Origin of the sequence: Enterococcus crotali (genome assembly GCF_000633635.1) — a bacterium.
Taxonomy (GTDB): Bacteria; Bacillota; Bacilli; order Lactobacillales; family Enterococcaceae; genus Enterococcus_L; species Enterococcus_L crotali.
On the sequence record NZ_AYPQ01000001.1, the window covers coordinates 708,241 to 730,079 of the forward strand.

The 21,839-nt window shown below is 37.2% G+C and carries 15 protein-coding genes and 1 pseudogene; 4 read left to right on the plus strand and 12 right to left on the minus strand.

All coding sequences use genetic code 11. The features are described 5' to 3' along the window. Positions 1-70: 70 nt before the first annotated feature. The 3 genes from V192_RS0103340 to V192_RS21895 all read left to right on the plus strand — a co-directional run bounded on the left by V192_RS0103340 (position 71) and on the right by V192_RS21895 (position 2,042). Positions 71-997, plus strand: a complete 927-nt coding sequence (locus tag V192_RS0103340) for a manganese-dependent inorganic pyrophosphatase (RefSeq protein ID WP_025868943.1) — start codon at positions 71-73, stop codon at positions 995-997. Positions 998-1,107: 110 nt separating this feature from the next. Then, the gene (locus V192_RS21890) at positions 1,108-1,602 is read left to right on the plus strand and encodes a DUF1803 domain-containing protein (RefSeq protein ID WP_239644555.1); all 495 of its coding nucleotides are present in this window, start codon (positions 1,108-1,110) and stop codon (positions 1,600-1,602) included. After that, complete coding sequence (locus V192_RS21895; RefSeq protein ID WP_239644556.1) at positions 1,599-2,042, plus strand: hypothetical protein; 444 nt, start codon at positions 1,599-1,601, stop codon at positions 2,040-2,042. The genes V192_RS21890 and V192_RS21895 overlap by 4 nt, the downstream gene beginning before the upstream one ends. 83 nt (positions 2,043-2,125) lie before the next feature. Here V192_RS21895 and V192_RS0103350 read toward each other — a convergent pair whose 3' ends face one another. Then, the gene (locus tag V192_RS0103350; RefSeq protein ID WP_029948103.1) at positions 2,126-2,665 is read right to left on the minus strand and encodes a DUF2179 domain-containing protein; all 540 of its coding nucleotides are present in this window, start codon (positions 2,663-2,665) and stop codon (positions 2,126-2,128) included. Between the two features lie 205 nt (positions 2,666-2,870). On the opposite strand from V192_RS0103350, the gene cls reads away from it, so the two are divergent. After that, positions 2,871-4,331 (plus strand): cardiolipin synthase, encoded by a 1,461-nt coding sequence (gene cls, locus V192_RS0103355; RefSeq protein ID WP_025868945.1) that lies wholly within the window; start codon positions 2,871-2,873, stop codon positions 4,329-4,331. 392 nt (positions 4,332-4,723) lie between these two features. On the opposite strand, the gene V192_RS0103360 is transcribed toward cls, so the two are convergent. From V192_RS0103360 to V192_RS0103415, 11 genes and pseudogenes are all read right to left on the minus strand, one after another. Beyond that, positions 4,724-5,338 carry an alpha/beta fold hydrolase gene (locus V192_RS0103360; protein ID WP_025868946.1) on the minus strand — a complete coding sequence of 205 codons (615 nt, stop codon included), beginning with the start codon at positions 5,336-5,338 and terminating at the stop codon, positions 4,724-4,726. A 50-nt stretch (positions 5,339-5,388) separates the two neighbouring features. Next, positions 5,389-5,841, minus strand: coding sequence for a nucleoside deaminase (locus tag V192_RS0103365; RefSeq protein WP_029948104.1), 453 nt, complete (start codon positions 5,839-5,841; stop codon positions 5,389-5,391). Between the two features lie 28 nt (positions 5,842-5,869). Continuing rightward, on the minus strand, positions 5,870-6,346 hold the full coding sequence (locus V192_RS0103370; protein ID WP_082265960.1) for a GNAT family N-acetyltransferase: 477 nt from the start codon (positions 6,344-6,346) through the stop codon (positions 5,870-5,872). Between the two features lie 105 nt (positions 6,347-6,451). Further along, positions 6,452-7,795, minus strand: coding sequence for an FAD-dependent oxidoreductase (locus V192_RS0103375; RefSeq protein ID WP_025868949.1), 1,344 nt, complete (start codon positions 7,793-7,795; stop codon positions 6,452-6,454). Positions 7,796-8,126: 331 nt separating this feature from the next. Next, positions 8,127-9,350: an amidohydrolase family protein gene (locus V192_RS0103380; protein ID WP_025868950.1), complete on the minus strand. Its 1,224-nt coding sequence runs from the start codon at positions 9,348-9,350 to the stop codon at positions 8,127-8,129. 20 nt (positions 9,351-9,370) lie between these two features. Further along, positions 9,371-10,726, minus strand: coding sequence for a hypothetical protein (locus V192_RS0103385; protein WP_025868951.1), 1,356 nt, complete (start codon positions 10,724-10,726; stop codon positions 9,371-9,373). A 444-nt stretch (positions 10,727-11,170) separates the two neighbouring features. Then, positions 11,171-12,102, minus strand: a pseudogene (gene metA / locus V192_RS19195) (homoserine O-acetyltransferase MetA). Between the two features lie 187 nt (positions 12,103-12,289). Beyond that, on the minus strand, positions 12,290-18,859 hold the full coding sequence (locus V192_RS20810; protein WP_338030844.1) for an Ig-like domain-containing protein: 6,570 nt from the start codon (positions 18,857-18,859) through the stop codon (positions 12,290-12,292). After that, on the minus strand, positions 18,811-18,975 hold the full coding sequence (locus tag V192_RS21900) for a hypothetical protein (protein WP_239644557.1): 165 nt from the start codon (positions 18,973-18,975) through the stop codon (positions 18,811-18,813). The genes V192_RS20810 and V192_RS21900 overlap by 49 nt, the downstream gene beginning before the upstream one ends. A 462-nt stretch (positions 18,976-19,437) precedes the next feature. Continuing rightward, a complete protein-coding gene (locus tag V192_RS0103410; RefSeq protein WP_025868953.1) occupies positions 19,438-20,076 on the minus strand; it encodes a YczE/YyaS/YitT family protein in 639 nt (212 codons plus the stop codon). Positions 20,077-20,260: 184 nt separating this feature from the next. Next, positions 20,261-21,610, minus strand: a complete 1,350-nt coding sequence (locus V192_RS0103415; RefSeq protein ID WP_025868954.1) for an NADH oxidase — start codon at positions 21,608-21,610, stop codon at positions 20,261-20,263. Positions 21,611-21,839 lie beyond the last annotated feature (229 nt).

A 21,839-nucleotide genomic window follows, 5' to 3' on the forward strand; every position in this document is an offset into this window, starting at 1 on the left:
TTTATTGTTGTTTCTTTTCTATTTTTGTTATTATTAATAATGAAGAAAAAAGAAGGAGTGAACTATTTTTATGTCAAAAATACTCGTTTTCGGACATCAAAATCCTGATACAGACGCAATTGGAGCTGCAATCAGCTTTGCATACTTACAAAAAGAACTTGGGAAAGAAACAGAAGCTGTAGCTTTAGGTGCACCTAGCGAGGAAACACAATATGCACTGGATTACTTCAATGTCGATGCACCAAGAATCGTAGAAAGTGCTGCTAGCGAAACAAATCAAGTAATGCTTGTCGATCACAATGAATTCCAACAAAGTATTTCCGATATTGCAGATCTAAATATCCTTGCAGTAGTCGATCACCATCGTATCGCGAACTTTGAAACAGCAGATCCGTTGTATTATCGTGCAGAACCAGTAGGATGTACAAGTACGATCGTATTAAAGATGTTTAAAGAAAATAATATCACCATTCCAAAACCGATTGCTGGTATGATGGTATCAGCAATCATTTCTGATACGTTATTATTTAAGTCACCAACATGTACACAAGAAGATATCGATGCAGCGAATGAATTAGCCGATATTGCTGAAATCAATTTAGATGGTTATGGTTTAGACCTGTTAAAAGCCGGCACGAATCTAAGTGATAAAACGGCTGAAACTTTATTAGATTTGGACGCTAAAAGCTTCCCTATGGGGGATAAGAACGTCCGTATCGCTCAAGTCAATACTGTTGACCTAAATGAAGTATTAGATCGTCAAGAAGAGCTTGAAGCTGCTATGAACAGCGCAAACGCTACAAACAACTATGATTTATTTGTATTGATCATCACGAACATTCTAAACAGTGATTCTGAGCTATTAGTTATTGGAGAATCAATCGACAAGGTGGAAGCTGCGTTTAATGTAAAACTTGATAACAATCGTGCGTTCTTAAACGGTGTTGTTTCTCGTAAAAAACAAGTTGTTCCTCAATTAACAGAAGCATTTAGCTAAAATTACACATCTGATTTATGAATTAGCAGCTTAATAAACTACAGGTGGTGTTTTATATACTCCATCTGTAGTTTTTATTTTATCTAGGGGAAAGAAAGAGTGATGTTACTATGGAAAATACAAGCTATTATTTTACCTCAAACAAAAACGAAAAAGAGCTAGATAACATAATTTCTGATCCATTATTCAAAAAAATAATTGATTACCTTTCAGAGCACAAAAATCAAGAAGTGATTCTACGCCAAATAAAAGCAGCTATTCCAACTGATAGTAATTTGGAATTATACTTGGACAAATTAATTAAATATAACCTAATTGAACGGAAAAACAGAAGATATTCGTTAGTATTTCCCGTTTATTCCGCTGAAGAAAAATTATTGGTTCCTGACTCAATAACTGATCTGTTAGAAAATCTTATTCAAGCAACGCCACCCCAAATCCATTACTTTATATTTGGAGAATGGTTATGGCCTTTACTTTTTGAAGAAGAGCAAGACAGTTATTTTTTGGTGTTCAAGCTTCCTCAAATACTATCCCACTCTTTCGTAAAAGAGAAGAGGGGAATAGTACGCTACAGTTTGTGTCTATTTATCAGGATGAAGTGATCCCTTTAGACTTAGCAAATTATTTCAACTTACTTTCAAAAAGACAAAAACTACCTGAACATTTTAAACCATTACAAGCAATCATCGGTGATGTTGATATCAATTATTTTATAGCACAAGTCCAAAAAGTGATTCGATCTGTCAAACGAAACACGTCAAGAGTCAAAAAGCAAAATATCTTTGAACAGGCCTTGTTAACAACGAAGGATCTAAAAAGAAATCCTGAAGGAAAATTAATCTTGACGGCAACTCAACTTGATGATGTTACACTTTCTGAAGAAAATAAAATTATGCTAGACATGCTGAAAACGGAGTTAGTTCTATTTGGAACAACAATTGAAGAACGTAACCAACGTATATTCCTTAAAATGCAACTATACAGTACTCTATTTAGCATTTGTTTTCCAAATCAAAAAAATATCAATTATTTTAAAGATTAGTTCACTATAATTATATTATGTAAACTTAAAAAGAAAATAGACACCGTAACTTGATTTATGAATGGTCAAGCTACGGCGTTTAACTAATTATTTCTTTTCCGGACCTTCTTTGTCCAAAAACCTCCAGATATAAATTTTGGTTCATATGAAATGATAAATGCTCTAGGCTCTTGCTCATTAATTAGTTTATAGAGACTACGTTCATTCTTACGTGGAGATAGAATTTCTAATATCATCCGTTCACCTTCACGACCGGCACCAAAACTTTGCGTAACGCCATATCCATGGTCTCTCAATATTTCCGGCAGATTCAGTTGCTCTGTAGAAGAGGGAAGGATAGCCGTTACCATAATATAGCCTAGTGCTAAGTAATCTTCAATTTTAATGCCGACGCTGATTCCTACAGCATAACCAAGCGCATATACGACCAGATTCAGCGGATTATCTAAACGATTTAGCACCATGCTAAGGCCTAATACATAAATCGTTATCTCAGCCATACTAACTAAAGGAGCAATTAAGCGATAGCCTTTCATTGTAAGCATAAAACGGATCGTATTCAATGTGATATAAGAAAAATTGACCACAAAGATAGTGAGTAACATTTTAATATCCATTTTTATTCATTCCTCTTTCCAATTAACGATATCAGCATATTATAGTACAACATTATGAGAAATGAAATAGGGAAAATCAAAATATAAGAACAGTTAAGATTTAGACAATGAGAACAACTGATTATATGATATTCAGTGTTATTTCTTGGATGAATCTGTTGTTTTTGCTATAATCACTATATTACGTATTTTAAGGGAGAAATGAAATCGGATGAGAATCTTTATCATCATACTTGTTCTGTTAGTGTTATTAAATACAACAGCAGCACTTATTACAGTTTTTAGAAAACCAAGAAGTATTTCAAGTGTTTTAGCTTGGATCATGACTTTAGTATTTTTACCAGGAATCGGATTTATTATTTACCTCTTTTGCGGTAGAGGAATCAACGGTCAAAAAGTGTTTAAATTGACCGCACATGACAAAGAAAAAATCACTGAGATCAAGAAAATGGTCGATGACGATAATCTAAAGTCAAATGAAAAATTGGATATCAATTTATTGACTGATGCACGTGTGTTGAACAAATACTTTAGAAATATGGATTCTTCACCATTAAGTAAACGAAATAGTTTAAAAATCTACACAGACGGGAAAGAAAAATTTGAAGCCTTATTCGAAGACATCCGTCAGGCGAAAGAAACTGTTCATGTCGAATATTATTCTTTTTTTAATGATCGTATCGGGAATCAATTTTTAGATTTACTAGGCGAAAAAGTGAAAGAAGGAGTCGAAGTCCATCTGATCTATGATCCTTGGGGCTCTCCTGGAGCAAATAAAAAGTTTTTTGCAGCATTCGTTGCTTTGGGTGGGAAGGTAGCTCCTTTCATCACCTCCAAAAATATGATCAGTAAAACTCGCTTGAACTATCACTTACATCGCAAAATTGTCGTAATTGATGGGAAGATAGGGTGGACAGGTGGCTTTAACGTAGGTGATCAATATTTGGGTGAGAGCAAAAAATTCGGTTATTGGAGAGACACGCATATTCGTTTAGTCGGAACATCTGTTTTCTCATTGCAGGAAATTTTCATCATGGACTGGAATGCGTCCATTCAAGAAGAGTCTCACAAAATGGAATACTCAGAAAACTATTTCCAAATTGCTGAAGACAATGAACTTGGTGATTTAGCATTGCAAGTTGTTTCTGACGGACCTGATTCTGAAGAAGAAATTTTGAAAAGTGGTTTTATCAAAATGATTTTATCTGCTGAAAAATCGGTTTGGATCCAAACGCCGTATCTGATTCCGGATGACAGCATGATCAACGCTATTTTGATTGCAGTTCGCTCTGGAATCGACGTTCGAATTATGATTCCCTGTATGCCTGATCATCCGTTCATTTATCGTGCTACTCAGTACTACGCAAATTATTTACATAAGCGTGGTGTGAAAATTTATATGTATCAAAACGGCTTTTTACATGCTAAAACGATGATCATTGATAATGAGATCTGCATGGTTGGAACAACAAATCAGGATATTAGAAGTTATGCATTGAATTTTGAAGTGAGCACGTTTATCTATGATACGAGAATCGCATGGAAATTAACTCAAATTTTTGAATCTGATATGGATAAAAGTATTCTATTAACAGACGAAATAATCAAAAACCAATCTCACTGGTTACGATTTAAACAAAATTTCTCACGATTATTATCACCAATATTATGATATTCAAAGAATCATATAAGCAAAAACAACGAGTCCGCTAGTAAAAGAACTCGTTGTTTTTGCTTATATGATTAAAACTGTAAAGAGGGAGAGAAGTTCTTGTGTATTTTTAATTTTATATTCTAGTTAACATAATATACATTATGCAAAGTAGATTTTAGATTAGGAAAAAGTACTTACTCTCTGATCTTTGTATCAATTGGGATTAAACTACTTGAAAAAACGTTGAATTTCTGTAATCACTTTCTGACGTTCGTCCAATTGTAAATTATGACCAGCGGTATCAATCAAAACAAACTCACCATTTAGAAATTGATTTCGATAGTTTAAAATATCTTTATAGCCAACAACATCGTCTTGCTTACCTAAAATAATTAAACTATTACATGCAACTAATTCGCCGAAAAGATTTTTTTCAAAATCAAATGCATAACCCGTTTCTTGAAAAGACTTTTGGAAGCGGCGGTCACCAACGCATAATCCGGAATGGATTTCAGTGATATAATATTCATATCCTTTTTCGTGATGTTAACAGCAGAAGTTTTGTATTCTTCAAAAAGACTTTTCTCCTCAACCTCAAAAAAGACTTCTTTCGTCTTGAGTCTTTTCGGTAGTTTTCTCTTTTCACTGTCGGCTATAACTACTGGTGCTAATAAGACTAATTTTTCAATTCTTTTAGGAACTAATTTTACTAATCCCAAAGCTAGATAACCACCGTAAGAATAGCCTAGAATAGAAAATGATGCTTCTTTTCCTAGAATTGTGTCTATAAACTCAAGCAAGCTGTTTAATAGATCGTCCGCATTAATCGGTTTATTAGGTGCTGGTGATTTTCCCATACCAGGTAGATCGATATAAATCCGTTTATACATGTTCGCCTGTAAAGACTCTTCAGCGGTTCCTTTTAAACTTCTATGATCAATAGCAAATCCGTGAATAATCAGTAGTGGCTCCCCTTCTCCCACAATATCGTAGTACATATTTATTTCTTCATTAGAATAATACATTTTGTACTCTCTCCTTTTTGAATAGCCCTTCAATAATAAAAAAAGTCTTTCTATTTTTGATGTCTAGTGAAGTAGTTTTTAACCTCATTTAACATGAAATTTTCAATCAGCTCTACTTGATTGATAGTAGATCCTTGTTCCAGCACAGTTTTGCATTTTATGAAAGACCAGTCTGGCAGCGAACCCCTGAATCTGGGATCATTAGCGTATACAACTCCATCAATTCCACTCCAAATGACTGCAGATGAACACAATGGACAAGGTTCAAATGTTGAATACAACCAATAACCTGGCGGGAACGTATCAGTCTGTAAGAGTTCACAAGCAGATCTGATAGCATTGATCTCGGCATGTGCTGTCGGATCATTTGTTTGAGCAACAGTTGTTCTGCCGATAGAAATAATCTCTGATTTTTCGTTTACAACTGCAGCGTAAATAGAATGCTCTGACCATTGTTTTTCAATTAATTCTGTCATGATTTTTGTACTTGGGTGTTGAGTCATTTTGCCCTCCTTTTATAATTAAGTCTTTTCACTTTATTTGTCTTGTCATACTAATATCTGTTGCTATAAAACCCGTTTGCTCATATAGATGAATCGCACCTTTATTGTGAGCGAATACATGTAAGTCGATCTGTGATACATTCATTTCTTTTGCTTTTTCAGCCAGACAAGCAATTGTTTGTTTACCGTAACCTACATTTCTAAATTCTTCAAACACAATAAAATCATAAATGAATAATTTTGAATCATATGGTGTTTTATTTAAATGAACCCATAAATAGCCGACATTCTTATCAAACGAATCTTCCTTAATAGAATAAAGAAAATCATTTTTTGTATCCGTGCCTTCTGGCAGAAGTTCGTTAAAACTTTCTGTTGCTAACTGAATCGCTTCTTTCTCATTCCAAGTTCCAGCTGTAATTTTATCTTGAGCATAGTCTTTAATTGCGAAAGATAAATAATTTTTATAGTCAGTTTTTGACATCTTTTCTAACCTAATTGTCATTGTTTTTCCACCTATTCTAGTTATTTAGTCAAATAATACCATTTTTATTGTATGAAAAAAAGACTACAGTACGCATATGTTACTGCAGTCTTATACTTTTAAAGCCTATTGTTCGTTTTTCATAGCTACCAGTGCCGCTGTATTGATAATATTCCAAGGTTTATCAAACGATGGTTGGAAGAAAAAGTCGGCATAAGCTAAATCTTCAATCGTCATTTTCGCTTTAATTGCTAATGAAATTGCATTGATGTTTGCTGTAAGGTCTGCTTTTGACATCAATTGAGCCCCTAAAATTTGTGTTGTTTCAGGGTCATAAACTAGCTTAAACCACGCTTTTTGTTTATCAGGATTAAAATCCATTAGATAGTCTTCAACAACGATTGCAGATTTCGTCTTCATGTTCAATTTTTTAGCCATTTCTTCGTTGATACCTGTAGAAGCAAATTTGTAATCAAAGACAGCTAAACCTGATGATCCTTGAATACCAGGGAACGGTTTTACTGGTCCGTTTAAGTTTTTCACTGCAAAACGTCCTTGTTTTCTTGCGTTAGTTGCTAGAGCAATGTTTACTTCTGTTTCGCCAGGATTATATTTGATCAAAGTAGCATCTCCTACTGCAAATACATCCTTCGCGCTCGTTTGCATATACTCATCTGTTTTAATCAAGCCGTTAGGATGTAATTCTAAAGTATCCTTTAACCATCCAGTATTTGGACGAACGCCGACTGCTACAACAACAAGATCAGCATCATATTCCCCTTTATCTGTTACAACTTTTTGAACATGTCCTTCACCTTTATAACTTTGAACTGTTTCATTGGTTACTACGTTGATATTGTTAGCTTCCATTTCTTCTGTCAAAACATCTGTGAATTCTTTATCTAAATACACGCCTAAAGGTCGATCTAAAATATCGATCACTGTTACTTTTTTACCAGCTTTAGCAAATGATTCTGCAGCTTCAATTCCGATATATCCGCTACCGATCACAACAACATTGTTCACCTCAGGATCAACTGTTTTTGCTTTCAATTTGATCGCCCATTTTCTGCCACGCATCAAATAGATATTTTCTAAGTCTTTACCTGGTACATTTAATTCAAACGGAACTGCTCCAGGACTGATGATTAATTTGTCATACTCTTCCACTCGCTCTGTGTCCGTTAATAAATCTTTGACAACAACTTTATGCTCTTCTGGTTTGATAGCCGTGATCTCTGTATTAGAGAATACATTGACACCTCTGCTCTCCATTTTTTCACCTGTCATATAGCGTACAGAATTGACATCTTTTACTTTACCTTCTAAATAAAGCTGCATGCCGCATGATAAGAAAGAAATAAAATCTCCTTTTTCATACCATTGAATCTCTGCATTTGGATGTAAGTTTAATAATTCTTCAACTGCTTCATAGCCTCCGTGTGATGAACCTAGAACGATTACTTTCATTTCATATACCTCCAATATTATTTATTATATAATAAAGAGTATCATATAATCGTATGTAAACACAAGCGTTTAACCAAAACATTCTCAATTAAGTTTTATAATTGAGAATGTTTTGTCATAATAATCTATTATATATGATATAAGTGTAAATGATTTTTTTATTATCTCTTTCATTTTAGTTTACATAAAAATATTATGTTTAACTAAAACAAGAAATACAAGACTGAGACATAACATTATAAGCCATACCTCAGTCTTATCCAATTAAGATAAAGGAGGAACCTTCGTTGCATCACCTTAAAGTAGAAATGCGTTTAGCTCCTACTAACCCTTATTTATAAATAGTCACTTCTTTTTTTACTTCCACTGTAATTTTCCCATTCTTAATAACATAATTTCTTTCTGGAATATCAATGATAGCATTCGCTTTTACTTTCGTATCTAGTAAGACTAAGTCAGCATTGTCACCCACTTGAAGACCATAATGTTCTAACCCTAATGCTTTTGCTGGGTTTTCTGTAATCATCGGCAAGACCGTCGGCAAATCATCTGCTCCACCAAGATGGCCTACAGGAATCGCTAACATTGCAATTTGCATTAAATCACCATTTCCATAAGGTGTAAAGGCATTACGAATATTATTAGTAGCTAGACAAACATTAACGCCAGCATCACGTAGTTTTCTGATTGGAGTTACCGCTCTTCTTACATTATACGTATCATTTCTAGCACCCAAATGTAAATCAGTTGCTGGTAAAGCCATGACACTGATTTGAGCTTCGGCCATCAATGTTAAAATTTCGTTTAATCGTTCAGGTTCCAAGGCATGGAGTGCTGTCAAATGCCCAACAGAAACTCTGCCCTGATAGTTTTCTGCAATCGTCTTTTTACACAAATACTCAATCGAAATATCCGTTGCTTCATCACTGAAATCTTGATGAAGATCAATGTCTTTATCATATTTTTTAGCAATTTCAAAAACTAAATCGATGTGTTTATCTGCTGGTGCATCATTATAAGGAATGCCTCCAACAACATCTGCGCCCATTTCCATTGCTTCATACATCATTTTTTCCGTACCTGGCGCCTTAAAAATTCCTTCTTGTGGAAACGCAACGATTTGCATATCGATCAAATCCCGATATTCTTCTTTTAATTTCATAATCGTTTTAAAGCCAGAAAAGCCTTGTGCAGGATCAAATTCTGCGTGTGTTCTAACTGCTGTCACACCGTGAGAAATAATCATTTCCAGTGCTTTTTTTGCCCGTGCGTAAATGTCTTCTTCCGTAAATGTGGGTTTCAGTTCAGCAGTAACACTAATCGCTTCTTGTAAAGTTCCAGACTTATTTGGTTTTCTATCTGCAATCAGTGCTTTATCTAAGTGAATATGACTTTCTACTAGGCCCGGGATCAATACTCGACCTTGCGCTTCGATCACAGTAACTGCATTGTCAGTCAACTTTTCTGAAATCGCGATGATTTTTCCGTCTTTAATTCCTACATCTTGTAGTTCTTCTCCATCACTTAATCGTGCTTGTTTAATTAAAATATCCATTCTTGAACACCCTTTCTATTTTAAATAAAGAATCCAATGGCAATCAATACAACTGAAGCTAAACTGATCCATTTCACATTGCCTTTTACCACATCTAAAATTGGAATTTGGAAGCCGGATGATAAGGCTTGCATCGTGATATTCACAAAACTCATTTGGCTACCTAAACCTACGCCCACTGCAACCAATCCAAGCTCAATAGAAGAAAAACCAAGAGATACCGCAACTGGCAGAACCAGTGTCAACACAGAACCCACGTAAGCACCTGCTGGAACACCAATTAAAATACCAGTTAAAATCGCAACTGGAACCATGATCAATGTAGGCGCAGCACTTGCAATACCTGCAATAACAGCAAATGTACCTGTTTGAGCGATGATATTAATAAATGCTAAGAAAATTCCAACCTGAAATAATCGTGTTAAAATATACGTTGACCCATCCACCATTGCTTCCACCGACTGATTCAATGAGAAATCTGAACAAATAAATATTAAAGCCAATGTCAAAACCATATAAACTAAAGGTGTCAATAATGGAAAACCAACTAGATCATTCACGACAGGTCCGAAAATTACAGCAAATAATAAAAAGATTGCAGGCAATGTCAACTTAAATAATGCCTTATTACTCATTGAAGCATACTCATCATCATCGTTTTCTTTAAATCCGATATTCCGACGTTTCGTTCCCCAAAAAGCTAAAATAATAGCTAAAGCACAAAAAAGTAACCAAATTGGGCGCATATCGGAAACGTATTTGGCCACACTGAAATCACCCAACTTAGAGACGATACTAGATTCTAGTGAAGCAGGTGAAGTTGTAAATGAAACGGCTGCTGCCAATGACATTGCTGCAATCAGCTCAGGAACTGCGCCAACGGCTACAAAAGCTAAAGGTGCGATTACCATTGCGCTACCACCGCCGATCCCTGACATATAAGTCGCTGCGGCTAATAAAATCACGATAAAAGCTGAGACGTATTCCACTTTACCTTTGGTTCCACGTTTAGCAAGAGTCAACGCCGCAGAATAACCGCCTGATTTAAATACAGCCATTGCAACAGCTGAGTTGATGATCGGGACAGTGATTCCAAGCATCGTTGGTATCGTTTCTAATAACTGTTTATTCGCTTGTTCTAATCCGATCCCACCAATAATCATTGCTAAAACGCCACCAACAAACCCTGCAATGATCATATCCACTTTCATAAATAATAAAACTAAAACTAAGATCAATGGAATGATTACGATTACCGCTTTTATTCCTGTAGGTGCTGTAATGGCATCAATCTCTTGTGCGAAGGCAGGTACAAATGAAAACAGAAATAATAGTGCAAGTAGCAGTCCGCTTAAAAATCTTTTAGGTATTTTCATCATTATTCCTCCGACTGTGGTTAATTAAAACCTCTTTTTTATAAGTGAACATTTTTTCAAATCAATTACATTTTTTACCTAGAAATTTCTAAATAGATACTACATTAAGATTTAGTGATAACGCTTAAATAAGTTACTTATTCTAACTTAGGACATACAATAAATAACCCTTTACATCATCAAAATAGTTTTTTTCTTTCGCATCAACTTGAATGCGAGTCCCTCCTTCCTTCTTCTTATAATACGTTTATTTTCTCGAAAAAGGAACAAGAATGCACCTATAATTTATCTGAATCTAAATTATAGGTAACGTTTGCATTTTCCATACCTACAGTATTTATAAAAAATAAGTGGGGCATAACTCTTAGAGTCATATCCCACTTACACGTTCCAGATAAACAGCGAGAGCAGAAGCAATCTCTTCTGTCCCATCTCTTTTCATAGTTAAAATTCTGTTCTTTTCAGTAGTTCTGTTAAATCATAAGGTGTATTTTGATAAACTGCGTAGTTTAACCAGTTAGAAAATAACAAGGACGCAGCCATATGCCATCTTAATGTCGGTCGTTCATTCCTATTATTATTTGGAAAATAGTTTTTTGGTAAATTAGGTTGGATCCCCTTTAACTGATCACGTTCAAATTCCTGTTGTAATGTTTCACGATCATATTCCAAATGTCCTGTTGCGTAAAATGCTCGATTATTTTTATTTCCAACTAAAAATATCCCAGCTTCTTTTGATTCAATCAAATTTCTAAAGCTTCAACCTTCTCTACGTCGCGTCTTTCAATACCTGTGTAGCGAGAATGAGGAGCAAAAAATACATCGTCAAATCCTTTCAAGATACTCCAAGTTGGCGCCAATACATCATGCATGTAAATCCCTGTTAGTTTTTGGTTTAAGAGGTACTTATCGATTTTATGATGGTAATAGAGACCAGCTTGCGCCCCCCAACAAATATGAAATGTTGAAAACACATGTGTTTTACTCCACTCAAATATTTCTTCCAACTCTTGCCAATAATCAACTTCTTCAAACGGCATCTGTTCAACTGGTGCACCTGTAATAATCAAGCCATCGTAAAATTTGTCTTTAACTTCTTTGAATTGACAATAAAAACGGTTCAAATGTTCACTTGATGTATTTTTCGCCTCGTGACTACTCATATGTAAAAATTCAACATTGATTTGCAAGGGCGTATTACTTAGCAATCTCAAAAGTTGAACTTCAGTTTCATCTTTTTTAGGCATTAAATTTAAGATCAAAATTTCCAAAGGGCGAATGTCTTGGTGCATGGCACGATCTTCGTCCATCACAAAAATTTTCTCTTTTTCTAGTACTTTAATTGCTGGTAGCTCTTTTGGAACACGAATCGGCATGTGTAAATCCTCCCTTTCCTTTTGTCTAAATTCATTTTACGATAAAAAGATATAGAAAGAAAGATTCTTTGGTCGAAAAACGAGCCTAATTCTTTATTTATGGTTGTTATTATAAAAAACATGAGATAGGACATATGCCCACCTCATGTTTTAGTCCTTATAGAAAGTTCATGTGTTATTTTTCCCTTTATTCTTCTTCTTTTTTTGTTGTACGTTTAAAGGTGAAGAATCCTAGAACACCTAGAAGTAACGCGCCTACCAATCCCCAATTACTAACAATTTCACCATTGTTTGGAAGATTTTTTTGTGTAGAACTTAAGTTTTTCAACCCGGAGTTACCATTATTCCCTAAGTTACCACCGTTACTGGTGCCATTTCCATTTCCGCTACCGTTACCACCATTTTCACCTGGATCGGCAGGAAGTTTGAAGTTCGCCGGTTCACTTTGATTCCCATCGATGTCTTTGGCAATTGCTGAAACGAGTTCTTTTGGTTCAGCAAAACCAATTGGTATTTCGATGACAAATCCACCAGTGTCGCTTGCTGTTGCTGCACCTAGAACTTCTCCAACTGTATTTTGAAGCTCCACTTTATTTCCTGGTGTAGCAATCCCTTTGACTGTATAACCAGTCATTGAGTTTCCGCTCACGCTATTAATAATTGGTGTTGCAACATAGACTGTTGGATCGGCCGGTGTCATAAATGGTGTTGCTGAACTAACTTCTCCAACGTTATTTTCAGCAGTCGCTGTCAACGCTTCATTTTCAGTAGCTACTCCTTTTGGTAAAGCTATGGCAAATTCACCATCTAGTGCAAACGGTGCTGCAACTAAAAATGTTCCATTCAGATCAGCTACACCTGATCCGATGACTCTTCCAGCAACGTTGCGAATTTTAACTTTGTTACCTGCTGTCGCTTTACCAGTTACGATATAGCCAGATTTTGATGTCCCTGTGACACTACTGATTGTTGGTGCTTTAATGTTTGAAGATGGATCAGCAGGGATTGTAAATAATGTTGGTAAACTAGTGTTAAGAGCATCATCGATTGCAACCGCATTTAATTCTTGTAATGGGGTTACATCTTGAGCGCCTAATTCAATTGAGAACTTACCTGTATCATCAACCTCTCCGGCTCCTACTTCATCACCAGAAAGACTTCTAAGTGATATAGAGTCCCCAGCAGTTGCTGTTCCCTTGACCGTGTATCCAGATTGAGAATCACCTACTACACTAGTTATGATTGGTGCTGCTACTATTGGATCAGCTGGTGTTGTAAACGATGTTGCTGGACTTTGATTCCCTGCACTGTCAGAATCTATCGCTCTCAATTGCTCAAGTTGACTGGCTGAACCTGTCGGAAGCACTACTGAGTAATTTCCACTACCATCTACCTCGGCTGAACCAATCACCGTTCCATTTAATTTTTTGATTGAAACTGTGTCACCGGCAACCGCAGTACCAACTACTGTATAACCAGTACCCGATGTTCCTGTTACGCTAGTAACAACTGGAGCTTGAATAGAAACTGGGTCAGCTGGTGTTGTAAAGATTGTTCCAGGACTAGTGTTACCAGCTCCATCTTTAGCTGTTGCTGTCAATTGTTCATTTGGTGATGCTGAACCGGCTGGAATTACAACAGTGTAATTGCCACTGCCATCTGATAGACCTGTTCCAATCACTGTTCCACCTGTATTTTTAACTTCTACAGTATTACCTGCTGTTGCCGTACCTGTCACTGTATAACCTGTAGTTGAATTACCTGTTACACTATCAACTGTTGGGGCTTGAACCACTACTGGATCTGCTGGTGTTGTGAATGGTGTTGCCGAACTTTGATTATTATCTCCATCTACAGCTACTGCAGAAAGTTGTTGAAGTGGTTGTGCTAAACCTACTGGAATTGTGATTGTGTAATCGCCACTACCGTCTGCCACAGCACTTCCAATAATTGTTCCTCCTGTATTTTTCACATCTACTCTATTACCAGCTGTGGCCGTACCTGTCACTGTATAACCTGTTGCTCCTGTACCTGTTACGCTATCAACTGTTGGTGCACTAACAACCACTGGATCTTGTGGCGTAGTGAAAGGAGTTGCTGGACTTTGGTTTCCATCAGCGTCTTTCGCAACTGCAGATAATTGTTGATTTGGCGTTGCTGAACCGGCTGGAAGCACTACTGTGTAATTGCCACTAGGATCTGCGATTGCTGTTCCTATAACTGTTCCACCTGTATTTCTAACTTCAACAGTATTACCTACAGCGGCCGTACCTGTCACTGTATAACCTGTTGCCCCTGTTCCTGTTACACTGTCAACTGTTGGCGCAGTAACAACTACCGGATCAGCTGGCGTTGTAAATGATGTTCCTGGACTGGTGTTACCATCTGCATCTTTTGCTGTTGCCGTTAATTGTTCACTTGGGGCTGCTGAACCAGCTGGAATCGTAACTGTGTAATTACCGCTTCCATCTGCTACTCCTGTTCCAATCACCGTGCCACCTGTATTTTTGATTTCCACAGTACTTCCTTCAGGTGCTGTTCCTGTTACTGTATAACCCGTAGTTGAATTACCTGTTACACTATCAACTGTTGGGGCTTGAACGACTATTGGATCGGCTGGCGTTGTAAATGTTGTTGCTGGACTTTGGTTATTATCTCCATCTACAGCTACTGCAGAAAGTTGTTGAAGTGGTTGTGCTAATCCTATTGGAATTGTAATTGTGTAATTGCCACTACCGTCTGCCACAGCACTTCCAATGATTGTTCCGCCTGTGTTTTTAACATCAACTCTGTTACCAGCTGTTGCCGTTCCTGTTACTGTATAACCTGTCATTGATGTACCTGTTACGCTATTAACTGTTGGCGCTTGAACCACTACCGGGTCAGCTGGTGTTGTAAATGTTGTTCCAGGACTTGTATTGCCATCTGCATCTTTAGCTGTTGCTGTTAATTGTTCATTTGGTGATGCTGAGCCAGCTGGGATCGTAACAGTATAATTTCCACTACCATCTGCTACGCCTGTCCCAATCACTGTGCCACCTGTGTTTTTAATTTCCAAATTACTTCCTGCAGGTGCCGTTCCTGTCACTGTATAACCGGTTGTTGAATTCCCCGTCACACTATCAACTGTTGGCGCTTGAACCACTACTGGGTCGGCTGGTGTTGTGAATGGTGTTGCTGGGCTTTGATTGCCATCAGTATCTTTAGCTATTGCGGATAATTGTTGGCTAGGATTTGCTGCTCCAATTGGAATTATCACTGAATAGTTGCCACTTGGATCTACTAATGTGGTTCCAATAATTGTGCCACCTGTGTTTTTGATTTCTACAGTATTTCCTGCTGTCGCAGTACCCGTTACAGTGTAGCCAGTCGCTGATGTACCAGTGACATTATTTACCGTTGGGGCACCGACGACTATAGGATCAGCAGGCGTAGTGAATGATGTTCCAGGGCTTGTATTACCACCTGTATCTTTAGCAGTTGCTGTTAACTGTTGGTTTGGTATTGCTAGGCCAACTGGAATCGTAATAATGTAGTTGCCGCTTGGATCTACAATCGCTGTTCCGATTACGGTTCCACCTGTGTTTTTGATTTCTACAGTATTGCCAACTGTAGCTGTCCCCGTTACAGTATAACCTGTTGCTCCTGTACCTGTTACACTATCAACTGTTGGCGCAGTAACAACGACTGGATCGGCTGGCGTTGTAAATGATGTTCCAGGACTTGTATTACCATCGGCATCTTTAGCAGTTGCTGTTAATTGTTCACTTGGTGCTGCTGAACCGGCTGGAACCGTAACTGTGTAATTGCCGCTTCCATCTGCTACGCCTGTTCCAATCACCGTGCCACCTGTATTTTTGATTTCTACAGTACTTCCTGCTGGTGCCGTACCTGTCACTGTATAACCTGTTGTTGAATTACCCGTCACACTATCAACTGTGGGAGCAGTGACAACGACTGGATCGGCTGGTGTTGTGAATGGTGTTGCTGAACTTTGATTGCCATCGGCATCTTTAGCAGTTGCTGTTAATTGTTGGCTAGGTGTTGCTAAACCAACCGGAATCGTAACTGTAAAATTACCACTTGGATCGGCAATCGCTGTTCCAATTACGGTTCCACCTGTATTTTTAACTTCAACAGTATTTCCTGCTGTCGCCGTACCGTTTACGGTATAGCCAGTCGCTGATGTACCAGTGACATTATTTACCGTTGGGGCACCGACAACTACAGGATCAGCAGGCGTAGTGAATGATGTAGCTGGACTTTGGTTCCCATCTGCATCTTTAGCAGTTGCTGTTAATTGTTGGTTTGGTGTTGCTAAACCAACCGGAATCGTAACTGTAAAATTACCACTTGGATCGGCAATCGCTGTTCCGATTACGGTTCCGCCTGTATTTTTAACTTGCACTGTGTTTCCTGCTGTTGCTGTCCCTGTCACCGTATAACCTGTTGCGCCTGTTCCTGTTACATTATCAACAGTTGGTGCTTGAACTATCACTGGATCTGCTGGTGTTGTGAATGATGTTGCTGGGCTTTGATTTCCATCTGCATCTTTTGCCACTGCAGAGAGTTGTTCGTTTGGTGTTGCAGATCCAGTTGGAATTGTAACTGTATAGTTGCCACTTGGATCAACAACAGCCGTTCCAATCACTGTTCCACCTGTGTTTTTAATATCAATCGTATTTCCTGCTGTCGCTGTCCCTGTTACTGTATAACCAGTACTCGAGGTTCCTGATACATTGTCAACTGTTGGTGCGCCGACGATTACCGGATCGGCTGGTGTTGTAAATGGAGTAGGTGTACTTTCGTTTACTCCTATTTTTGCTACCGCAGTCAAGGACTCGCTTGCAGTTGTCAATCCTTGAGGAATCACAATAGCAAAATTACCGCTACCATCAGCAATGCCACTTCCAATTGTAGTGCCACCGGCATTCCGAACATCTACTGTATTACCAGCTGTGGCCGTTCCTGTTACTGTATGTCCAGTTGCTGAAGTACCTGTTGTATTTGTTACGACTGGTGGTGCTACAACAATTGGATCGGCTGGTGTTGTAAACGGAGTAGATGTACTTTCATCGGATCCAGATTTTGCAATAGCATTTAAAGTCTCGCTAGCTGTTGCTTGACCTTGTGGAATTGTAATATTGAAGTTTCCAGTCCCATCTACTGTGCCCGTTCCGATTGTAGTGCCACTTAGATTACGAATATCTATCGTATTTCCTGCTGTCGCTGTACCAGTCACAGTATAACCTGTTGCTGAAGTACCTGTTGTATTCGTTACGATTGGTGGTGCTACAATTACTGTATCGGACGGTGTAGTAAAGGTGGTCGGTGTACTTTCATTACCATCAGATTTAGCAATTGCGTTTAAAGTTTCATTCGCTATTGCTTGACCTTGCGGAATTGTGATACTAAAATTACCGCTACCATCAACTGTGCCTGTTCCAATCACTGTTCCACCTGTGTTTTTAATATCTATCGTATTTCCAGCCGTTGCTGTACCAGTGACAGTATAACCTGTTGCTGAAGTACCTGTTGTGTTCGTTACGACTGGCGGTGCTACAGTTACTGCATCGGCTGGTGTAGTAAAGAAAGTTGGTGTACTTTCATTACCACCGTTGGATGCTGTAGCGGTCAATACCTCACTAGCAGTTGCGGAGCCTTGTGGAATGCTGATTTCAAAATTCCCACCAGTTGCTGGTCCCGACGCAATTGTTGTTCCACTTGCGTTTTTTATCGTAATTGTATCACCTGCTGTTGCTGTACCGAATACGGTATAGCCTGTTGTTGAAGTACCAGTCGTATTCGTTACGACTGGTGGTGCTACAATCGCTGCATTACCGGCGTAATAGATATCAGATACTCCGTTAGCTGTATTGATCAAGCTAATATCAATAACATCTGATTTTATAACAGTTCCAACGAATCTGGCGTCTAAGTTTTGCGTTAGACTTGTTGGACTTACAACGGTTGTTGGAATATTGATCGTTGTCGAACCCAATACTGAAGCATCAGCTAATTGATTGACCCCAGCGCCTCCAATTCCTACTAGTGGTAAAGCAAGATTAATAGCTGTGTCTACAGTCCCTTTAACTGGGAGTAACGCGGCGTTGATAGCTGCTGCAACTACATTACTTGTAATTCCGCTACCAGATGCTTGTAAAGCGTCAACTGCTGCTTTTAAATCTTGTAAAAGAGATGATACATTCTGTGCTAAAACTAAACCTAATCCATCATCGATATTGGCTTGAATATATTTGCCATCAGGAGAAAGAACAGCGTTAGAACTAAACTGTGCACTACCAAAATTCTCAAGATTATTTAAAGCGTCAATTTTTTGATTAACTGTAGTTAAATTCAAGGTAACTCCCGTTAAACTCCCCAAAGACCCACCAACAATATCAGTCAACAAATTCGATAAATTATTAACGGCAGTCAACGTTCCAGTTAAAAACGTTAAGTCACCAACTGTTAAAGTCACATTTGTATTAATTTGTGCTGCTCCGTTTGGAGAAACGCGTCCGTTTAATTCAGTCGGAATTGATAATACAGCTTGCTTTGTTCCGCTCGTGATAACAGTTCCCCCAACTAACTCACTTCCAGTTATAGAAAAGTTCACATTTTTTGATGTTCCATCAGCGGACCAACGAGTTCCTGCGGATGTACCGCTATCATTTGAAGTAGTGATATTTGAGAGGATTTCTGCATCTAAAATTGCAGCTGAAGCAGTAATCCTCCGGGTAAATAAAACGATAATGGAATCGTTAACGGGGCAATAACTAAACTACTTGTCAACACTAATGATAATGCACGATACTTACTCTGTTTTTTTGAATAGGCAGTACTTTTCTTTTTTTGCTTATCATCTTTCATGATTATCCTCCTCTTGCGTTTAAACTGATACCACATAACGAACAACTAGAAGCTTACTAAAACCGACAGACACTCTCCTTTCATAAAACATGAGCAATATAAACAATTATTTAAGCTTCTACCTTTGGATTTTATAACCTTTATAATATTTTTGGAAATGATATGAACCGAAAATATTAATTTTATTTTAATCAATAAAAAATATTCTGCGAATAAATACCAAAAAAGAGCGTAAAACGCTTATAAACAAACATTTTACGCTCTTTTATAAAAAATATTTTTTTAATCAAAATAATATATAGGTACCAAAATAATTATCTGTATAATATTAAATTCCATCCTAAGAAAAATAAAAACGCTATCATTTTCCTTATGTAAATTATTTTAGTATAAAATAGATTCCAGAATCAAAGAATATTGCTCGCTTTGTTCCTGAAATCTATTTAATAACCAACTACTCATTTACTTTGCGATACTCTTTTCAATTAACGGCTGACAAACTTTCTTATTCCAAAAATCAATGAATGGACCTGTGAAAAAGGCGTTAATTACTGTCCCAATACCAACGGGACCACCAAAAATAAAGGCTATTATTACAAAAATGATATCTTGGACTACTCTCACTAAACGATACTGAGCACCAGTATGTTTGACTATGATGGGCGCAATTGCATCATAAGGAGCATTCCCAACCTTAGCTGACATATAAAATGATGCGCCAAAAGTGAATATCAATACGCCAAAAATAAGGAGTAGGCTTTGTGAAAATAAATTGAGTTTAATCGTGAAAAAACTTGTATAAACCCACGTATAAAAATCAATGAAAAAACCTGCAAGAACCATGTTGATCACAGTTCCAATCCCAATATATTGCCTTCCAAAAATAAAAACCAAGACTAAGATAGCCAGATTGATGAGCAATTGATACACACCAAGTGAAAGGTTTAGCACAGAACCAATCCCAATATTTGCTGCAGTGTATGGATCTAAACCTACCTGACCTATTCGTAAAGTTGCAGCGCCAAAAGCTAAAATTGCAACGCCGATTAATGCATATAACGAACGAATAGCAAGCTCTCTTATTTTTGTATTTCCTTTCATCCTCTAACCTCTCATTCGTATTACTCACTAAAGCATCTCAAAAAAATGCTAAAAAAGCAAAGCTTTTCTCTTCTCTCAACAAAAAAACTGCGGGAAAACAAAACTAAAAAACAGTTTTCCCCCACAGTTTAACACTTAGTAATGAGATCACAATGATTGTGATCTCATTACTAAGTCAATTTTTTTATTTTCCAGCGATATCTTTTAGCGCAGCTTGAGCTAATAAATTCAAGTAATTCCACGGACGATCAAAGTGCGGCTGGAAGAAGAAGTCAGATAATGCAAGATCTTCCACAGTCATTTCATTTTGAACAGCCAAAGATAAAGTATTAGCAGATTGTGTAATATCATACTTGGACATTAATTGTCCACCAACGATACGGTTTGTTCCTTTTTCATAAACTAATTCCATCATCACATTTTCAGTTGTCGGCATAAATTCTGGACGATAGTTATCCTCAAATTGTGTTGCTTCAACTTCTAAGTTGTTCATTTTTGCACTTTCTAAGGTAACGCCTGTTGAACCGATTTTCCAGCCAAATAAATATAAACCAGAAGTTCCTTGAGTTCCGCGATAAGCTAGTTTTTCTTCTGCCAAATTGTACCCTACTAACATACCTTGTCGAACTGCATTTGTTGCTAGCGGAATATAGTTAGTTGTATTACTTGGATTATAGTGTACAACTGCACTATCACCTGCAGCAAGAATGTCTGGGTTGCTTGATCTCATAAATTTATCTACAACGATCGCACCATTTGGCAACATATCTACCTTATCTTTAAGTAATGTTGTATTCGGACTGAATCCAACACACATAATTACCATATCCGCTTCAAATTCTTGACTAGGAGTAATTACTTTATTCACATGTCCGCTCGCATCAGCTTGGAACTCTTGAACATTTTCACCCAGCGCTAAAGTTACACCACGATCAACAAGTTCTTTTTCTAAAACATCTGTAAAGGGCTTATCTAAATATTTGTTTAAAATACGATCCAAGCCATCAATCAACGTAACTTCTTTCCCTGACTCTACAAATGCTTCGACCAATTCGATACCGATATAGCCTCCGCCAACAACGACAACTTTTTTCGCATCTTTTGCACGTTCAATGATCACGTTAGCTTGGTTAAAGTTTTTACATAATAAAATATTTTCAGCTTCGATTCCTTTGATAGGAGGAATGATTGGCCAAGAACCTGTTGTCATTACTAACTTATCATACTCTTTTGTTTCAACTTTTCCTGTGTTTAAATCTTTTGCAGTGATTGTTTTATGATCAACATCGATAGTTTCGACTTCATGTTCCATTTTAACTGTAGCACCTAGAGACGCTAGTTCTTCAGGACTTGAATAGAATAAACTGTCAGCCTCCTTTACTACTCCTCCAACATATAGAGCAATTCCGCATGATAAAAATGATACATTATCATTTCGTTCATAAACGGTTACCTCCGCGTTTGGGTGATTTGTTAAAATACTTTTGACTGCAGCTGTTCCTGCATGCGTACATCCTACGACTACGACTTTCATTTTGTAAATCCCTTCTTTCAAGTTAAATTTTTCACCAATGAATGTATAATAAAATCTATTGGTATACTAAAAATATAACAAAGTAAGAAACCATATTCGAGTTCTTTGCTTGTGAATTGCAAACTTATTTTTTCACAAACTTTTCTTTTTTTAACTCGTTTTTCATTTAAAAACAAGTAATCTTAGTCGAAAACACTATTTTCACAGTAAAAAAAGCTGAGAAACATTG